The organism is Streptomyces colwelliae (assembly GCF_048158785.1).
Lineage (GTDB): Bacteria > Actinomycetota > Actinomycetes > Streptomycetales > Streptomycetaceae > Streptomyces.
This window is the reverse complement of sequence record NZ_JBLTJC010000236.1, coordinates 1-16,599: the sequence shown is the minus strand read 5'-3', so window position 1 is coordinate 16,599 and position 16,599 is coordinate 1. Positions and strand designations below refer to the sequence as shown.

The window sequence follows — 16,599 nt, the reverse complement described above, 5'->3', positions numbered from 1 at the left end:
CCCATCCCCCGCACCACCCGGTGCGCGCACACCGCCGCCAGCAGCTCCCCCAGCAGATCCGGGTCGTCGATCTCCAGGCCGAGGAGCGACTCGATGCGTTCCAGGCGTTGGTAGAGGGACTGGCGGCCGATGTGCAGGAGGGCCGCTGTGCGGGTCGGGGAGCAGCCGTGCCGCAGGTGGACTTCGAGCGTGCGCACCAGGTCGCTCGGGTGGGCCGCCTCCCAGGACAGGAGGGGGCCCAGGGCGTGCTGCACCAGCCGGGACAGGCGGTCGCGGTTCGCGTCGACGCCGCCGCGCGTCAGCTCCCGTTCCAGGGCCAGGGCCCGTGCCGAGGTCACCAACGGGCCCTCGGGGGCGGCCGGTTCGGCGGCCGGGACCGTCAGCGCGAGTTCCAGTGTCGTACGGGCCGCCCGCAAGGTGTCGCTCCAGCGCAGCCAGCCGCTGCCGGCGTCGACCGCGTGGCCGACCGCGACCGTCAGGCCGGGTTCGGCGGCCGTACGGAAGGCTTCCTGGACCGCGCGGATGGGGTCGCCCGAGACGGACCCCGGAAGCGCGAGAAGGGCCAGGACGTCGCCCGGGAACGCCGCCCGCAGCACGCTCGCCCCGCCCAGCAGCCGTACCGCCCGGTCGACCGCCGTCACCTCGCGTGCGCCGTGCACGGAGACCCCGATCAGGCGGGCGCCCGGACCGGGGTGGAAGCCGGCCAGGGCGGACCGGGCCTCGACCTCGGGCTGGTTCAGCGCGGCGCGGTCCGCCAGGTCGGCCAGGAGCGCGGCGGTGTGGTCGTCGCCCCACGGTCGTACGACGGAACGGCCGGACAGGCCCCGGGCCACGATCGCCCGGTTGGCCGCCTCGGTGATCCGTACGAAGGGGACCACCCGGTGGAGGGCGAGCAGGGGAAGGCCCAGGCGGCGGGCCTCGTCCGTGACCTCCGGGGGCATCGTGGGGAGCGAGCGGCCGATCTCCACGGCAAGGCCGGAGGCGCCCCGCGCGGCCAGCTCGCGGACGTAGCGGCGGCGGATCTCGGCGTCCGTGTCGGTGAGGCCGAAGCCGTTGGTGAGGAGGAGTTCGCCGCCGTCGAGGAAGTTCGCGCCCTCGTAGACCTCGCTGGAGTGGACCCAGCGCACGGGGCGGTCGAGGGCGGCCTCGCCGGCCAGCAGTTCGGGCTCGGTGGCACGGACCGGGTCGAGGGACAGGACCTCACGGAGGGTGAGTGCGGGCACGGGAACCTCCAGGGGCGCTGACAGTTCGTCCGGGTACGGGTTGCGGGGAGAGTACTTTCCGCACGTTGCCCTGGTGTTTCGGCCACTGGAGAGTGGGAGCCATGAACCGCATCGATCAGGCACAGGCACGGACCTGGCTCGCCACCGCCGTCGCGGAGGCCCGCGCCGGGCTCGCCGAGGGCGGCATCCCGATCGGCGCCGCGCTCTACGGCGCCGACGGCACCCTGCTGGGGCGCGGCCACAACCGGCGCGTCCAGGACGACGACCCCTCGATGCACGCGGAGACGGCCGCGTTCAAGGCGGCGGGGCGGCAGCGGTCGTACCGCGGGACGACGATGGTCACGACTCTCTCGCCCTGCTGGTACTGCTCCGGACTGGTGCGGCAGTTCGGGATCTCGCGGGTCGTCGTCGGTGAGGCCGCCACTTTCCACGGCGGGCACGACTGGCTCGCCGAGCACGGTGTGGAGATCGTCCTCCTCGACGATCCCGAGTGCACCTCGCTGATGCGTGACTTCATCAAGAACAACCCGGCACTCTGGAACGAGGACATCGGTGACTGAGCCCCGCATCCCCACGATCGACCTGAAGCCTTGGATCTCGGGGGACGAGCAGACCCGGAAAGACATCGCCCGTACCGTCGACGACGCCCTCCAGACCGCCGGGTTCCTGCTCGTCACCGGGCATGGGGTCGACCCGGGTCTCCGGTCCCGGATCCGGGAGGCCTCCCGGGCCTTCTTCGCCCTCCCCGCCGATGTCAAAGAGGCCTACTCCGCCAAGGTCGGCGGGCGCGGCTGGCTCGGGCCCGGTGCCGAGGCCAACGGGTACTCGGAGGGGACCGAGACCCCGCCAGATCTGAAGGAGTCGCTGACCTTCGCCACGCACGAACCCTTCGAGGACCCGGAGATCAACGCCGAGTGGTACGCGCCCAATGTGTGGCCCACGGAGATCCCCGGACTCCAGCAGCTCTGCGAGGAGTACCTCGACCGCATGGGCGAGCTGGAGAAGCAGCTGCTGTCGCTGCTCGGGGTCGCGCTCGGGCTCGAACCCGACTTCTTCTCCCAGCACATGGACCATCCGACGTACGGGTTCAACATCAACTGGTACCCGGGGGTCGAGGTCGTCGGGGAGCCGGAGCCGGGGCAGTTCCGGATCGGGCCGCACACCGACTTCGGGACCGTGACGATCCTCGACCGGCAGGCCGGGAAGGGGGGACTTCAGGTCTTCACCGACGAGGGGGGATGGGAGGACGCGCCGTTCGACCCGGCGGCGTTCACCATCAACATCGGTGATCTGATGGCCCGTTGGACCGGGGACCGGTGGCGGTCCGGGCGGCACCGCGTGCTGCCGCCGCCCGCCGACGCGCCCGCCGAGGAGCTGATGTCGCTCGTCTACTTCGGCGAGTGCACGCCCGGCACGCTCGTGGAGTCCGTGCCCGCGCCGGTCGGGCGGGTCGCGTACGAGGCCGTCGACTCGCACGTCTATCTGCGGGAGAAGCTGGACTCGATCACCGTCGACTGAGTGCGGCGCTCAAACGTCCGCCGTTCCGACATTTTCGTAACTCAACGGACACCGCATGACCTAGTCCGATCCAACTCCCCCTATTTACCCTGGTGTTGATAGACAGTTGTCGGTGCCGGGCGACCGCTCAGGGGGAGATGCGGTGGGTAGAGGGCTGCATGGACGCGGGGCGCTGTTCGAGGCACAGCCGCCCGGTCTCGCCTCGCGCCTGATCGGCCTGCGGCCGTACGAGCTGCTCACCTCGCCGTACGAACACCCGGAACCGCCCTTCGTGGTGCTCGCGGGCGCGCGCGGGCTCGGCAAGAGCATGGCGCTGGCCGAGCTGCGGACCGCGTACCGCGGGCACACGCCGGTCGCGCTGATCGACTGCGAGGCCGACCGGCTGACCCGGCTGCCGGCCGGGCGGCCCGCCGCGACCTGGTCCCCGGTGTGGCAGGCGCTGGCGACCGTCGCGGAGCAGCTGCGGGAACCGGTGGTGCACGGGGCCGGGAGCATCGACTTCCCGCGCCTGGAGGCCGGACTGCTCGCCGTGTGCGCGACCGGCTGGGGCGACCGGGACGAGGACAGCGCCCGCGAGGAGGCCCGGCGCATCCTGCTGCTGAGCGACCCGGCGCGGCGCTGGGCGGTGATCGCGCAGAGCTGGGCCGGCAAGGTCGCCTCCCGGCTCATCGCCAACCTGTCGGGTACGGGACCGGTCGGGCAGGCCGTCATCGAGGCGACCCTGGACACCCTCTTCGACCTGGTGTGGACGCCGAACGGGCTGCTGAAGGCGGGCGCGGACTGGTACAGCGCCTATCCCGGTGCGAGCGGTGACGCCCGGCGCGGGCTGATCGAGATCGCCCGCGACTTCCGCGCCGACGGCACCTCCCGCGCGGACGCCGAACGCTGGCTGCTGCGCGCCCTGTTGGCCGATCTGGGCGACATGTACCGGCGCCGGTGGGAGCGGATGCGCCGGGTGGGGCGGCCGGTCGTCCTCGTCGACAACGTGCAGTCGGGGCCGGGTCCCGGGCTGATGAAGGCCGTACTGAAGGAGCGTGCCGACGGCAACGGCGACCAGGTGGTGTTCTTCGCCGGTCTGCGCGGCCACCGGCACTCCGATCTGCCGGACGCCGTCCGTCATCCGCTGCCGGAGGTGGCCCGCGGGAGCGGCTGGGCGCCGGGGGCCTCGCCCTCGTCCCGGGCCCTGTTGGTGACGTTGCCGGCGCTGACCCCCGAGGAGGCGCGGCGCGTCATCGCCGACGTGTGCGCCGCCACCACGGACACCGACGGCGCTCCGCGTGTCGAGGTGCCGCCCCAACTGCCGTACGCCATCCACCGGTTGACGGCCGGCAGTCCGCTGGGGGCGGCGGTGCTCGGGGAGGCCGTACGGCAGAACCGGCCCGTGGGGGCGGTCAGTCCGGGCGAGTTGCTGACCGCCGGGCTGAAGCCGGACGAGGATGTGGAGAGCGATCGGCGGCCGGTGTACCGGGAGTTGCTCGACCGGCTGGTGCCGCGGGGGCTCGCGGAGGAGCTGGCCGTGCTCGCCACCGCGCACGACGGGGACTCGGCGCGGGCACTGGCCGAGGCACGGCTCGGGGACAGTTTCGGCGCGGCCGGGGTGAACCGGCTGCGCACCCAGCTCACCGCGGAGGGACTGCCCCCGTCCGAGGGCTACTTCGTCGGCGACCCGTTCCTGCGCACCCTGCTCCTGCTACGGCTGCACCTCGACGACGCCGACCACGGGCGCTGGCGTGCCGTGCACCGCTCGCTGCTCTCGCACTACGACGGCCTGCCCGGCAACCCGGACACCCCGGCCCGCGCCCGCTTCCGCCTGCACCACGAACTCGCCCTGGGCGACACGGCGGACGCGGTCGCGTATCTGCGGAACACCTTCCGCACCATCACGCCGTACGCCTGGCTGGAGACGCTGCTGTTCGTCACCGCCGCGCCCTACTACCACGCGCACGATCCGCACGGCCGGGACATCGGCGCGCCCGGCGACCACCGCAAGGCCGTCGCGCTCGCCCGCACGGACGCCGAGGAGGACCCCCCGGCCGGCGTGGACCCGGCCCTGCATCTGACCGTACGGCGGCTGTTGCACGCGGTGTGGCAGGTGACGGATCCGCTGGTGCTGCCGGACGAGGAGGTCGCGGGCCGGATGCACTTCGATCTGGAGCAGTTGTCGAACATCTGGCCCGCGGGCAGCGAGCCGCTGTGGCGGGCCGCCCAGCAGTGGCCCGAACACGCCCTGGCGGGGCGCCCGTTGCGGGTGCCGGCCGGCGACGACCGAGACGGGGGCGGGCGATGAGAGCGTGGCTGCGCGAACTGGTCCAGCGGATCCGGACGATCCCGATCTACCGCTACACGGCCTTCGTGGTCGCCGGCGCGCTGCTCTTCGGCCTGGTCCAGCTGACCCGCACCCTCCTGCACGACGACCGCTCCTGCGCGGCCGGGGTGGCCCGGCCGGAGGACAGCGGGGAGTGCGTGGGGGTGTCGACCTCGGCGTTCGACTTCGGGCAGCGCCGGTTCGCCGACACGATCAGGGCGGTGGACCGCGAGAACCGCTCCCTGAAGGCCGGCACGTACGTCACCGTCGCCCTGTACGAGCCCTTCAGCTCCAGCGACGCCGACAACCTGAACGACGTGCTGCACGAGTTGCAGGGCGCGTATCTCGCGCAGTACCGGGCCAACCACGACGACAACGGCGAGACCCCGTACATCCGGCTGGTGCTCGCCAACCCCGGTGCGGACGGCGCCTATTGGGAGCGGACGGTGGACCGGCTCTCGGCGATGACGGACTCGTCCGACCGGCTGCGCGCGGTCACCGGGATAGGGACGAGCACCGACAACAACAAGAAGGCCGTGGCGAAGCTGACCCGGCTCGGCATCCCGGTGGTCGGCTCCTCCATCACCGCCGACGACCTCGCCAACGGGCAGCGGGGCAAGGACCCTTACCCCGGGCTCGCCCGCGTCTCCCCCACCAACACCGACGAGGCGCGCGCCCTCGCCGCCTTCGCCAAGGTGACGGCGGACCGGGCCCTGCTGGTCTACGACAAGCCAGGCGACCCGTACACGAAGACGCTCCAACAGGCCTTCGCCACCCTGCTCAAGGGCTCGCCGTACGGGTCGTGGCCGTTCACCCCGCCCGCCAACCGGAGCGAGGAGGGCAGTACGCCCAACACGTTCCGGCAGATCACCGACCTCGTCTGCGACACGGACACGAAGCTGGACACCGTGTTCTTCGCCGGACGGCACACCCAACTGCGCCAGTTCATCAACGCGTTGGGCCGCCGCGGCTGCCAGTCCCGCACGTTCACGGTGCTCACCGGCGACGAGGGCTCGTACCTCACCGGCGACAAGAAGCTCGACCGCGACGCCCTCCAGCACGGCGTCTCCGTCCGCTACACCGCCCTCGCCCACCCGGACGCCTGGCTCAACAAACCCCCGGCGACCGGCGGTTCGCCCCAGGACACCCAGGACCTCGACAAACTCCTCGCCACCGCCAAGACCTCCCCCGTCGGCCCGCTCGGCACGGTCTCCCTCGACGACGGCCAGGCGATCATCGCCTACGACGCGATGCGCCTCGCCGTCCACGGCATCCGCGAGGCCACCCCCGACCAGCAGAAGATCCCGCCGCTGTCCGACGTCGGCCTCCAATGGCCGCAGGTGAAGGGCTCGTTGCGGGTGAGCGGGGCGAGCGGCTGGATCTGCCTGGACATCCACGGCAACCCGTACGACAAGGCCGTACCGATAGTGGAACTCACCCCGCAGGGCAGCGCCCGCTTCGTACGGATCGCCTGGCCGGAGGACAAGCCGCCCGCGAAGGACTGCCTGCCTCCGGCCTAGGCGCGCGTACGTCCTACGGGCGTTGGCCCACCTTGTCGACGATGGCTGTGCGGAGGACCGCAGTGTTGGCGATGACCGCGCCCTTCTTCACGTTCGAGAAGTCTTCCGTGGCCACGCTGCGTTCGCCGAGAAACCCGTACGTCGTCCTGTCGAAGATCCACTCGTTCTGGCTGGGGTTGTCGGGGTCCTTGCGCGCGACGCCCACGCCCGGCCGGCCGGCGGCGTCCACCGCGTCGTCGACCAGCGTCACACCGGGAATCCTGGCCACCGCCCGGAACAGCGCCGCGCTCTGCTCCGGAGGCACGGTCGACAGCCTGAGCAGGTCGCCGGCCAGCACGAACATCGCCTGGTACTTCTCCTGACCGCTGTACTTCGGGGCCGTCTCGGCCAGGTAGTCGTACATCCCGTCGGTATCGGTGGGCAGCGTCTCCACGTGCTTGTAGAAGGCGGAGGCGTCCCAGCCCTCCTCACCCGGCCTCACGTAGGGGGTGGTGACGACGGGCTTCTGGCCCGCCTCGCGCGTCAGCCCGTCGTGCAGGCCGTCCACCGACATCCAGACCTCCTGTCGGTGCAGCGGGGCGATGGTCGTCCTGCCGTCCTGCGAGTTCGAGCCGGAGACCATGCTGTCCATGTACACGAACTGGTCGTCGCGGACCGTGCCGTAGGACGGCTCGTGCTCTGCCGCCAGCGCGATGTCCTCCAGGAGTGCGACCGTGGCCCTGCTCGGCGGCCGCGCGCCCGGCTGGGCGCCGGACGACGGCAGGGCCACGAAGGCGACGGCGGCCGCGGTGGCGACGGCTGCCGCGGCGAGCGCGGGCCGCAGCCACTTGCTCCGCTCGGGGACGGTTGCCTCTTCCTGGACGGTTGCGGTCTCGTGCCGGATCTCGGTCATCAGATGCTCCTTGAGGAGTCGGTGACGGCCCGGCGGAAGGTCTCTCTCGGGAAGTTCCGGGAGTCGGTTCATCGCTGTTCCTCCCTCAGGGGCCCGACCGCACTGCCGCGGTCACCTTTCATCTGTCCGTCCCGCAAGGGGAGTTCCACACTTTTCAGATGTTTCGCGAGCTTTGCGCGCGCCCGCGAGAGCCGCGACCGTACGGTCCCCACGGGCACACCGAGCGCCTCGGCGGCGGCCCGGTAGTCGAGCCCGGACCACACGCACAGGGCGAGCACCTCGCGCTCGGCGCGGCGCAGGGTCGCCGACGCGGCGCGTACGAGGGCGAGTTCGGCGGTGTCGTCGAGGCGGGCGGCGACCTCGTCGGCGAAGTCGCGCTCGACCTCGTCACGGGGCAGCCGGGAGAGCGCCGCCGCGTGTCTTCGGGCGGCGCGGCGGGTGTTGCGCGTGACGTTGGTGGCGATGCCGAGCAGCCAGGGCCGTAGCGAACCGCCCTCCTCGTCGACCTTGCCGCGCAGGCGCCAGGCGTCCAGGAAGGTCAGCGACACGATGTCCTCGGCCTGCGCCCAGTCCCCCGTGAGCCGGAAGGCGTGGTTGTAGACGGAGCGTGCGTACGCGTCGAAGATCTCGCCGAAGGCGTCGTGGTCCCCCGCGCGGATGCGTTTCCTCAGATGCAGGTTCGTATCCACACCCCTCTACCTGTCCGTACGACAAAGGCCGGTTCCGGTGACCCATGTCACACGGAACCGGCCTCTGCCGTAAGGGAGTTGCGGCTTACACGCCGGCGTAGGAGTGCTTGCCGCCGACGAAGATGTTGACGCCGTAGTAGTTGAAGATCCAGCAGCCGAAGGCGATCAGGGCCAGGTAGGCGGCCTTGCGGCCCTTCCAGCCGGCCGTGGCGCGGGCGTGCAGGTAGCAGGCGTAGGCGACCCAGGTGATGAACGCCCAGGTCTCCTTCGGGTCCCAGCCCCAGTAGCGGCCCCACGCGGACTCGGCCCAGATCGAGCCCGCGATGATCGTGAACGTCCACAGCGGGAAGACGGCCGCGTTGACGCGGTAGGAGAACTTGTCGAGGTTCGCCGAGGCGGGCAGCCGCTCCATCACGGAGGTGGCGAAGGCGCCGGGCTTGCCGCCGGCCGCGAGCTTGCTCTCGTACGAGTCCTTGAAGAGGTACAGGAGCGTGCCGACGGCGCCCACGTAGAAGACCGCGCCGCAGATGATCGCGGTGGAGACGTGGATGTACAGCCAGTACGAGTGGAGGGCGGGAACCAACTGGTCGCTGGCGGTGTACAAGACAGTGACGGCGATACCGAGATCGAGGAGGACCGTCGTGACCAGGAACAGGCCGAGCCAGCGCACGTTCTTCTTGAGCAGCAGCAGCGTGAGGTACACGCCGACGGCCACCGTGGAGAAGGTGATGTTGAACTCGTACATGTTGCCCCAGGGCGCCCGCTCCACCGAGGCCGCGCGGGCGAGGACACCGCTGAGCTCCACGAGGAACGCGAGAACAGTGAGGGACACGGCGATACGACCGTAGAGGTCGCCCTGTTCGTCCCCGCCGTGCGCGCCGGGACCGTCCGGCACGTCGCGCGAGCCGGACGCGGCCCGGACGACGACCTTCGGCCGCTCCAGCACGGTGGTGCCGCCGGCCTTGTTGACGGCGACGGCGGGCGCGTCCGCCTTCTTCGCCCCGGCACCGGTCAGCGCGGCGGCCGTACGGCCGATCTTGCTGCGGCTGCCGAAGGTCCATTCGGCGATGTACGCGAAGAAGGCCAGGGTGTAGACGGCCATCGAGGAGTAGATCAGCGTGTTGCTGAGGTTGGCCAGGTGCTCGTTGGTCGCGGCGGCCAGATTGGTCACGGAGGCGATGTCGGTTGCGGCGGCGAGAGTCACTTCTCAGCCCCTTCGGCGGGTACGGGCGGTTCGACGCCGGAGTCGGATGCGTGGGTGTCGGCGTCGGAGGTGGGGGTCTTCGGGTCGTCGTCGGTCTTCGTCGGGGCCCGGTCGTGCACCAGCGCGGCCAGGTCGCCGAGTTCCTCGGGGAGTTTCGCGGACTCGCTGCGGCCGAGCCCGGCCATTTCAACGACCGTCACCCCGTCGGCACTGCGCGTAGCGCGCACCCAGACGCGTCGGCGCTGGATGAACAGGGAGCCGGCCAGACCGACGATCGCGGTGAGCGCGCCGGCCAGGGCCCAGGTGGTGCCGGGCTGCTGGACGACCTGGAAGCCCGCCCACTCCTTGATCTGCTTGTCGAAGGTGATCGACCCGGCGCCGTTCGGCAGCTTCATCGTCTCGCCGGGCAGCAGCTGGGCCTTGAGGATGGCCCCCTTGGCGGTCTTGAACTGCTTCAGGTTCTTGGTGTCCAGCTGGTACACGTTCTGCGGGACGCCCGAGTTGACGCCGAGGTCCCCGTGGTAGCCGGTCACGTTGAGCACCGGGTAGTCGAGCCCGGGGTACTGGGAGAACATCGTGCCGCTGCCCTTGGCGTAGGTCGGCACGAACAGGGCGGCGAAACCGAGCTGTTCGGCGACGCCCTGGGTGTTCTTGTAGCCGTCGAGGACCTTGATCGCGCCCTGCGAGGTGACGTTGGAGTCGATCGGCAGCATCGGTACGGCCTGGTGGAAGACCACCTTGCCCTTGCCGTCCCGGACGGTGACGACCGGGGCGTAGCCGTGGCTGACGAGGTAGACCTTCGAGTCGCCGATCTCCAGCGGCTCGTTGACCTTGATGGTGTGCTTCTCCGCCTTGCCGTAGGCACCGAGGCTGTAGGTGATGTCGGCCTGGAAGGTGCTCGGGGTGCCGCGGTTGGGTCCGGTGCGCTCGTACGTGCCGATGAAGTTCTTCAGGTTGAAGCTGAAGGGCACGAGGTCGTCGTCGCTGAAGAGGTTGCCGGACTTGAAGTCGTCGTACTGGGTGAGGGTGTTGGAGAAGCCGTCGCCCTCGACGATCAGCTTGTCGCCCTCGGACTTGAAGAGCTGGCCCCAGGCGAAGGCGATGAGCATCACGATCAGCGCGAGGTGGAAGAGGAGGTTGCCGGTCTCGCGGAGATAGCCCTTCTCGGCGGCGACGGCGTCCCCGGCGACGTGGGCGCGGAAGCGGCGCTTCTTCAGGGTCGCGAGGGCGACTTCCCGGACCTGCTCGGGCTCGGCGGCGGTGCGCCAAGTGGCGTACGCGGGAAGGCGGTTGAGGCGCTTGGGCGCGCCCGGCGGGCGGCCGCGGAGCTGGCCGACGAACTGCCAGGTGCGCGGGATGATGCAGCCGATGAGGGAGATGAACAACAGGACGTAGATCGCGCCGAACCAGGCCGAGCCATAGACGTGGAAGAGGCCGAGCTTCTGGTAGATCGGCCCGAGCGTCTTGTGCGCGTCCTGGAACTCGGAGACCTTCAGCGCGTCGGTGCCGGACTGCGGGATCAGCGAGCCGGGGACCGCGCCGAGCGACAGCAGGAACAGCAGCATCAGCGCGACCCGCATCGAGGTCAGCTGGCGCCACATCCAGCGCGCCCAGCCGAGCGCTTCACGACCGGTCCAGGCGAGCCAGCCGGTCAGGCCGGGGGCGCGGTTGCCGCCGAAGGAGCCGGGCATAGCCGTTTCGACGGGGGCCGTGGAGAGCTGGGAGCCCGCGGCGCCGAGGTCCTGGTCGTCGCCGGAGGGGTCGGCCCGGGGCGTCTCGGCGGGCGAGTCGGCGGTCGTCTTGCTCATCGATCAGATCCCTACAGTGAAGCCGTCGGACCAGCCCTGCATGTCCTGCACCAGCGCGTCCCAGGCGCCGGTGAGCAGCAGCACGCCGGTCACGATCATCATGGTGCCGCCGACGCGCATCACCCAGACATAGTGGCGCTTGACCCAGCCGAAGGCGCCGAGGGCCTTGCGGAACGCGACCGCGGTGAGGACGAAGGGGACACCCAGGCCGAGACAGTACGCGACGGTCAGTATGGCCCCGCGACCGGCACTGGCCTGGTTCATGGAGAGTGCCTGCACGGACGCGAGGGTCGGTCCGATGCACGGGGTCCAGCCGATGCCGAACAGCGCGCCCAGCAGCGGAGCCCCTATCAACCCGGTCGTCGGCCGCTTGTGGAAGCGGAACTCACGCTGGGTCAGCCAGGGCATCAGCCCCATGAAGAACACACCCATGAGGATCATGAGCACGCCCAGCGTCTTGGACAGGACGTCCTGGTTCTCCTGCAAGGTCTGCCCGAAGTACCCGAACAGCGCCCCGCCGGACACGAACACGACGGTGAAGCCGAGGACGAAGAGAGAGGCACCCGCGACCATCCGGCCGCGCCGGGCTTCGCCCAGGTCGGTGCCGCTGACTCCCGTGACGTAGGAGAGGTAGCCGGGGACGAGCGGCAGGACGCACGGGGAGAAGAAGGAGACGAGCCCGCCGAGCACGGCGATCGGCAGAGCGAGCAGCAGGGCCCCGTCGTAGACCGTGTGGTTCAGGCCCGTGGTCGCGTCGGCGAGCAGCACGTCAGCTCACTTCTCCGCGATGACCGGGTCGAGCATCTCGCGCAGCTTGTCCTCGCTGAGTGCCTGGAGGGCGCGTGCCGCGATCTTCCCGTCCCGGTCGATGACGATCGTGGAGGGGATGGCCTGCGGGTTGAGCGTGCCCTTCTTGAAGCGGAGCATCAGCCGGCCCGTCGGGTCGTACAGGCTGGGGTACGGCACCTCGTACTTCTTCTCGAAGGCGACGGCCGGTTCGGTGCTGGTGTCCCGGGTGTTGAGGCCGACGAACTGGACGTCCTTGTCCGCGGTGGCCTTGGCGACCTGGACCAGGTTGTCCGCCTCGGCGCGGCACGGGGAGCACCAGGAGCCCCACACGTTGACGACGAGGACCTTGCCCTTGTAGTCGGCGGTGTTGAGGGTCTTGCCGTCGATGGTCTTGCCGGACAGGTCGGGGGCGGCCTGGCGGTCGCCCTTCTTGACGGTCGCGATGCCGTCGGAGCCGGTGATGAAGTTGGTGTTGCCCGAACCTCCGGAGGTGCCTCCGGAACTGCACGCGGACAGCACCAACGCGGCGACGGCGACACCGGCGGTCGACAGGACGGCGCGGCTACGGGCGCGACTGGCGGCACTCATGTGAAAAGTTTCGCATGCCCGTTCTGGGGATCTTGCGCGCCCCCCTCAACGGCGTACGGCGGGCGGAAACCCGCATTTCAGACGGCATTTCAGGCGGCGTCTCCGGTGGCCGTGGAGGAGGCCGACGAGGAGGTGCCCGGGCTCGCGGCCAGGAAGGACTTCCAGCCGCCGGCCGGTGCCTGGCCGACATCGAGGGTGCGCAGCTTGGCCAGCACCTCGGGCTTCTGCACGTCGATCCAGTCGGTGAACTGCTTGAAGGAGACAAGCCGTACGTCCTCGCCCTTCTCCTTCAGCCGGGCGATGTGCTTGAAGGCCTGCTCGACGGCGTCCATGTAGATGCCGCCGTTCCAGTGCTCGAAGTGGTTGCCGATGAAGAAGGGGGCACGGTTGGACTCGTAGGCGCGCTGGAAGCCGGATATGTAGGCCTGCGCGGCCTGCGTACGCCAGCCCGGGTAGTTGTAGGCGGGCGCGTTGGTGGAGTTGACCGACTGGTTGGCCAGCATGTTGTAGTCCATCGAGAGGACTTCGAAGCTGTGCCCGGGGAAGGGGACCGCCTGGAGCGGGTAGTCCCACACGCCGTTGCGCTTCACGGGCCAGACCTGGCGGCCGCCGGGCGAGGAGGCGTCGTAGCGCCAGCCGAGGGAGCGGGCGGTGGGCAGCAGGTTGTCCTGGCCGAGGAGACAGGGCGTACGGCCGCCGACGAGTTCCTTCTCGTAGTCGAAGGGCAGGGACGGCAGGTCGGTCCAGCCGGTGTTGGTGCGCCACTCCTTGACGAAGGACTTGGCCTGGTCGATCTCGCTGCGCCACTGCTGGGGCGTCCAGTTGCCGACCGTGCCGTAGCCGGAGCAGAAGTGGCCGTTGAAGTGGGTGCCTATCTCGTGGCCCTCCAGCCACGCGCGCCGGACGTTGGTCAGCGTCGCCTTGACGTGTTCGTCGGTGAGGTAGCCGATGTCGGAGGCGCCGCGGGCGTTGTTCGGCGGGTTGTACAGGCGCTTCTTCGACTCGGGCAGCAGATAGATGCCGGAGAGGAAGAAGGTCATGCTCGCGCCGTGCTGCTTGGCGAGGTCGAGGAAGCGGGGGAACAGTCCGTTGCCCACCTCGCCCGCGCCGTCCCAGGAGAAGATCACGAACTGCGGCGGGGTCTGCCCCGGCTCCAGCGGCACGGGCTTCGCGGGCTGCTTGGGCTGGGCGCCGGTGAAGGACGTGGAGCCGTCACCGATGGGCTTGGCGCGGGGCTCCAGGGACTTGGTGGGACCACCGGAGGACCCCTTGCCGGAACCGCCGGTGGAGGGCTTCGACCCGTCCGAACCGAGCGTCCCGCACCCCGCGAGTCCTACGGCCGCCGCGGCGCCCGCACCGACTCCGAGCGCTCCCCGTCGAGTGAGACTCCGCATTGCTTCCCCATCCGTCGCGTCCTCTGTGGTCTACCTGTGAGAGGACGCGACGGACAGGAAAGTTCGCCGTGAACGATGTGGGTTGCGAAACAAATGTCACGGGGCTGTCACGAGACCTGCCCCTGACGAGTGGTCAACCCGCGTTTGTCAGGCGCCGAACGCCTTGTCCTTCCCCTTGACGGGCTTGGCGCCCGCGAGGAGATGGGCCGGGACGAGATCACGGGCCGGCTCGGTGTAGCCGACGGACACGATCTTGTCGCCCCGGTAGGTGAAGGTCGTCAGGGACGCGAGCGTGCACTGCCGCTTGCGCGGGTCGTGCCACAGCCGGCGCCGCTCGACGTACGACCGCACGATCCAGATCGGCAGCTGATGACTGACCAGCACGGCTTCGTGCCCGCGCGCGGCGTCCTTGGCGGCGTCCAGCGCGGCCATCATGCGGACGACCTGGTCGACGTAGGGCTCACCCCAGGACGGCTTGAACGGGTTGACCAGGTACTTCCAGTTGTCGGGCTTCTTCAGCGCGCCATCCCCTACGCCGAAGGTCTTGCCCTGGAAGACGTTGTCGGCCTCGATGAGCCGCCCGTCGGTCGCGAGGTCGAGCCCGTGCGCCTTGGCGATCGGCGTGGCGGTCTCCTGCGCGCGCTCCAGCGGGGAGGCGACGACGTGCGTGACATCGCGGGAGGAGAGGTGCTCGGCGACCCGGTCGGCCATCTGCCGCCCGAGTTCGGAGAGGTGATAACCGGGCAGACGCCCGTACAACACCCCGTCGGGGTTGGCGACTTCGCCGTGCCGCATCACGTGGACGACGGTGATGTCACTGGTGTTGTCAGTGGAGTTGCTGTTCGTGCCGGTCATGCTGCTGTGGCCTCCGCCGCCGCTCGGGCCGCCGCCGGGAGGGCGTCGGCGATCCGCTGGATGGCCCGTTCGTCGTGGGCCGTGGACACGAACCAGGACTCGAAGGACGAGGGCGGCAGATAGACCCCGCTCGCCAGCATCGAGTGGAAGAACGCGGTGAAGCGGTACGACTCCTGCGCCTTGGCGTCCTCGTAGTTGCGCACGCTGCGGTCGGTGAAGAACACGGAGAACATGTTGGAGGCGTTCTGGATCCGGTGCGCGACACCTTCCTTGCTGAGCGCCTCGGTGACGAGCGACTGGATCTGCGCGGATACGGCGTCGATCGTGTCGTAGGCCGCGTCGTCGAGGAGGCGCAGCTGGGCGAGGCCGGCGGCGGTCGCGACGGGGTTTCCGGAGAGGGTGCCGGCCTGGTAGACGGGCCCGGCGGGAGCGAGGTGCGCCATGATGTCGGCACGCCCGCCGAACGCGGCGGCGGGGAAGCCACCGCCCATGACCTTCCCGAAGGTCATGAGATCGGGCACGACGCCGTCGATCCCGAACCACCCTGCCCGGCTGGTCCGGAACCCGGTCATGACCTCGTCGGAGATGAAGAGCGCACCGTTCTTCGAGCAGGCGTCCTTGAGCCCCTGGTTGAACCCGGCGACAGGCGGCACGACCCCCATGTTCCCGGGCGAAGCCTCCGTAATAACGCAGGCGATCTCACCGGGATGCCGATGGAAGGCCTCGTTGACGGCTTCGAGGTCGTTGTACGGCAGGACGATCGTGTCGCCGGCCTGGGCGCCGGTGACGCCGGGGGTGTCGGGCAGCGCGAAGGTGGCGACACCGGAACCGGCGGCGGCGAGGAGCGCGTCGACGTGACCGTGGTAGCAGCCGGCGAACTTGATGACCTTGGGGCGCCCGGTGAACCCGCGGGCCAGCCGGATCGCGGACATGGTGGCCTCGGTCCCGCTGCTGACGAGCCGCACCTGCTGCACGGGCTCGACGCGGGCGACGATCTCCTCGGCGAGCGCGACCTCGCCCTCACCGGGGGTACCGAAGGAGGTGCCGCGCGAGACGGCGTCGTGGACGGCGGCGATCACGTCGGGCTGGGAGTGCCCGAGGATCATCGGCCCCCAGGAGCAGACGAGGTCGACGTACTCGCGCCCGTCCGCGTCCGTCAGATAGGGACCGTTGCCGGAGACCATGAACCGGGGCGTGCCGCCGACGGCGCGGAAGGCGCGCACCGGGGAGTTCACGCCGCCCGGTGTGACGACCGACGCACGGTCGAAGAGAGCCTGCGAGACGGGCGCATCGTATGGATAGGGCAGGGCGTGCGGCGCTCCGCTCGCCCCTCCGCTGGGCGTTTCGCGTGGCGTTCCGCTGGGCGTTTCGGTCATGACCTGCGACTTCTCCGGCTTCTCGGACTTCTCGGGATGAGCTGGGGCTCCGGTGACTCAGTGACCTCCTCAGGGTAGGCGGCGGGAGTCCGGGCAGGGGCCCCCACCCGTCTGCGAGACTGGGACCTGATACACACAGACACACACAGCTCATGCGGGCGACGGTGTTCAGGGCTTGCGCAGATCCTGCGGACAGGTGTTTCAGCGCACGTTTCGGCGGGCGGCCGTGGGGGAGGTCACTGACACGATGATCGGGTTGCGCGGCGAGGGCCACGCGTCCTGGAAAAGCAGTCGGGTGGAGATATGCATCGCGGTGGCGGACTGGGCGAGGGGACTGACGACCTGGGTCCTCGACGTGCCCGGCGGGGGAAGCACCGGCGCGACGAGGAGGAAGCCGCCGAGGCACGGCGGGGCGGTCCTGGATCCGGGGTGGGGTCG

15 protein-coding genes are annotated in these 16,599 nt (G+C 70.2%); 4 read left to right on the top strand and 11 right to left on the bottom strand.

What is annotated here, in order from left to right:
- The coding region (locus ACNFOC_RS35955) for a PucR family transcriptional regulator (protein ID WP_416963226.1) at positions 1-1,223 on the bottom strand (1,223 nt) is incomplete at its 3' end.
- Between the two features lie 101 nt (positions 1,224-1,324).
- On the opposite strand from ACNFOC_RS35955, the gene ACNFOC_RS35950 reads away from it, so the two are divergent.
- The 4 genes from ACNFOC_RS35950 (at position 1,325) to ACNFOC_RS35935 (ending at position 6,566) form a co-directional block, all read left to right on the top strand.
- The gene (locus ACNFOC_RS35950) at positions 1,325-1,783 is read left to right on the top strand and encodes a nucleoside deaminase (RefSeq protein ID WP_390158190.1); all 459 of its coding nucleotides are present in this window, start codon (positions 1,325-1,327) and stop codon (positions 1,781-1,783) included.
- Positions 1,776-2,741, top strand: a complete 966-nt coding sequence (locus ACNFOC_RS35945) for an isopenicillin N synthase family dioxygenase (protein WP_416963225.1) — start codon at positions 1,776-1,778, stop codon at positions 2,739-2,741. Before ACNFOC_RS35950 ends, ACNFOC_RS35945 begins: the two co-directional genes overlap by 8 nt.
- A 142-nt stretch (positions 2,742-2,883) precedes the next feature.
- Positions 2,884-5,028, top strand: a complete 2,145-nt coding sequence (locus tag ACNFOC_RS35940) for a hypothetical protein (protein ID WP_416963224.1) — start codon at positions 2,884-2,886, stop codon at positions 5,026-5,028.
- Positions 5,025-6,566 (top strand): type 1 periplasmic-binding domain-containing protein, encoded by a 1,542-nt coding sequence (locus ACNFOC_RS35935; RefSeq protein WP_416963223.1) that lies wholly within the window; start codon positions 5,025-5,027, stop codon positions 6,564-6,566. The genes ACNFOC_RS35940 and ACNFOC_RS35935 overlap by 4 nt, the downstream gene beginning before the upstream one ends.
- A 13-nt stretch (positions 6,567-6,579) precedes the next feature.
- Here ACNFOC_RS35935 and ACNFOC_RS35930 read toward each other — a convergent pair whose 3' ends face one another.
- The 10 genes from ACNFOC_RS35930 to ACNFOC_RS35885 form a co-directional block, all read right to left on the bottom strand.
- Positions 6,580-7,458 (bottom strand): CU044_5270 family protein, encoded by an 879-nt coding sequence (locus ACNFOC_RS35930; RefSeq protein WP_416963222.1) that lies wholly within the window; start codon positions 7,456-7,458, stop codon positions 6,580-6,582.
- Between the two features lie 68 nt (positions 7,459-7,526).
- Entirely contained in the window at positions 7,527-8,129 is a 603-nt protein-coding gene (locus ACNFOC_RS35925) for an RNA polymerase sigma factor (protein WP_416963229.1), read from the bottom strand.
- Positions 8,130-8,232: 103 nt separating this feature from the next.
- The gene (gene ccsB / locus ACNFOC_RS35920) at positions 8,233-9,351 is read right to left on the bottom strand and encodes a c-type cytochrome biogenesis protein CcsB (RefSeq protein ID WP_416963221.1); all 1,119 of its coding nucleotides are present in this window, start codon (positions 9,349-9,351) and stop codon (positions 8,233-8,235) included.
- Positions 9,348-11,159 carry a cytochrome c biogenesis protein ResB gene (resB, locus tag ACNFOC_RS35915; RefSeq protein ID WP_416963220.1) on the bottom strand — a complete coding sequence of 604 codons (1,812 nt, stop codon included), beginning with the start codon at positions 11,157-11,159 and terminating at the stop codon, positions 9,348-9,350. The genes ccsB and resB overlap by 4 nt, the downstream gene beginning before the upstream one ends.
- Positions 11,160-11,162: 3 nt before the next feature.
- A complete protein-coding gene (locus tag ACNFOC_RS35910; protein WP_416963228.1) occupies positions 11,163-11,924 on the bottom strand; it encodes a cytochrome c biogenesis CcdA family protein in 762 nt (253 codons plus the stop codon).
- A 9-nt stretch (positions 11,925-11,933) separates the two neighbouring features.
- On the bottom strand, positions 11,934-12,536 hold the full coding sequence (locus tag ACNFOC_RS35905; protein ID WP_200686858.1) for a TlpA family protein disulfide reductase: 603 nt from the start codon (positions 12,534-12,536) through the stop codon (positions 11,934-11,936).
- A gap of 89 nt (positions 12,537-12,625) precedes the next feature.
- On the bottom strand, positions 12,626-13,930 hold the full coding sequence (locus ACNFOC_RS35900) for a polysaccharide deacetylase family protein (protein ID WP_416963219.1): 1,305 nt from the start codon (positions 13,928-13,930) through the stop codon (positions 12,626-12,628).
- A 147-nt stretch (positions 13,931-14,077) separates the two neighbouring features.
- On the bottom strand, positions 14,078-14,785 hold the full coding sequence (locus ACNFOC_RS35895; protein WP_416963218.1) for a histidine phosphatase family protein: 708 nt from the start codon (positions 14,783-14,785) through the stop codon (positions 14,078-14,080).
- The gene (gene hemL, locus ACNFOC_RS35890) at positions 14,782-16,092 is read right to left on the bottom strand and encodes a glutamate-1-semialdehyde 2,1-aminomutase (protein ID WP_416963227.1); all 1,311 of its coding nucleotides are present in this window, start codon (positions 16,090-16,092) and stop codon (positions 14,782-14,784) included. The genes ACNFOC_RS35895 and hemL overlap by 4 nt, the downstream gene beginning before the upstream one ends.
- 270 nt (positions 16,093-16,362) lie before the next feature.
- A partial coding sequence (locus ACNFOC_RS35885) for a hypothetical protein (RefSeq protein WP_416963217.1) occupies positions 16,363-16,599 on the bottom strand: 237 nt, incomplete at its 5' end.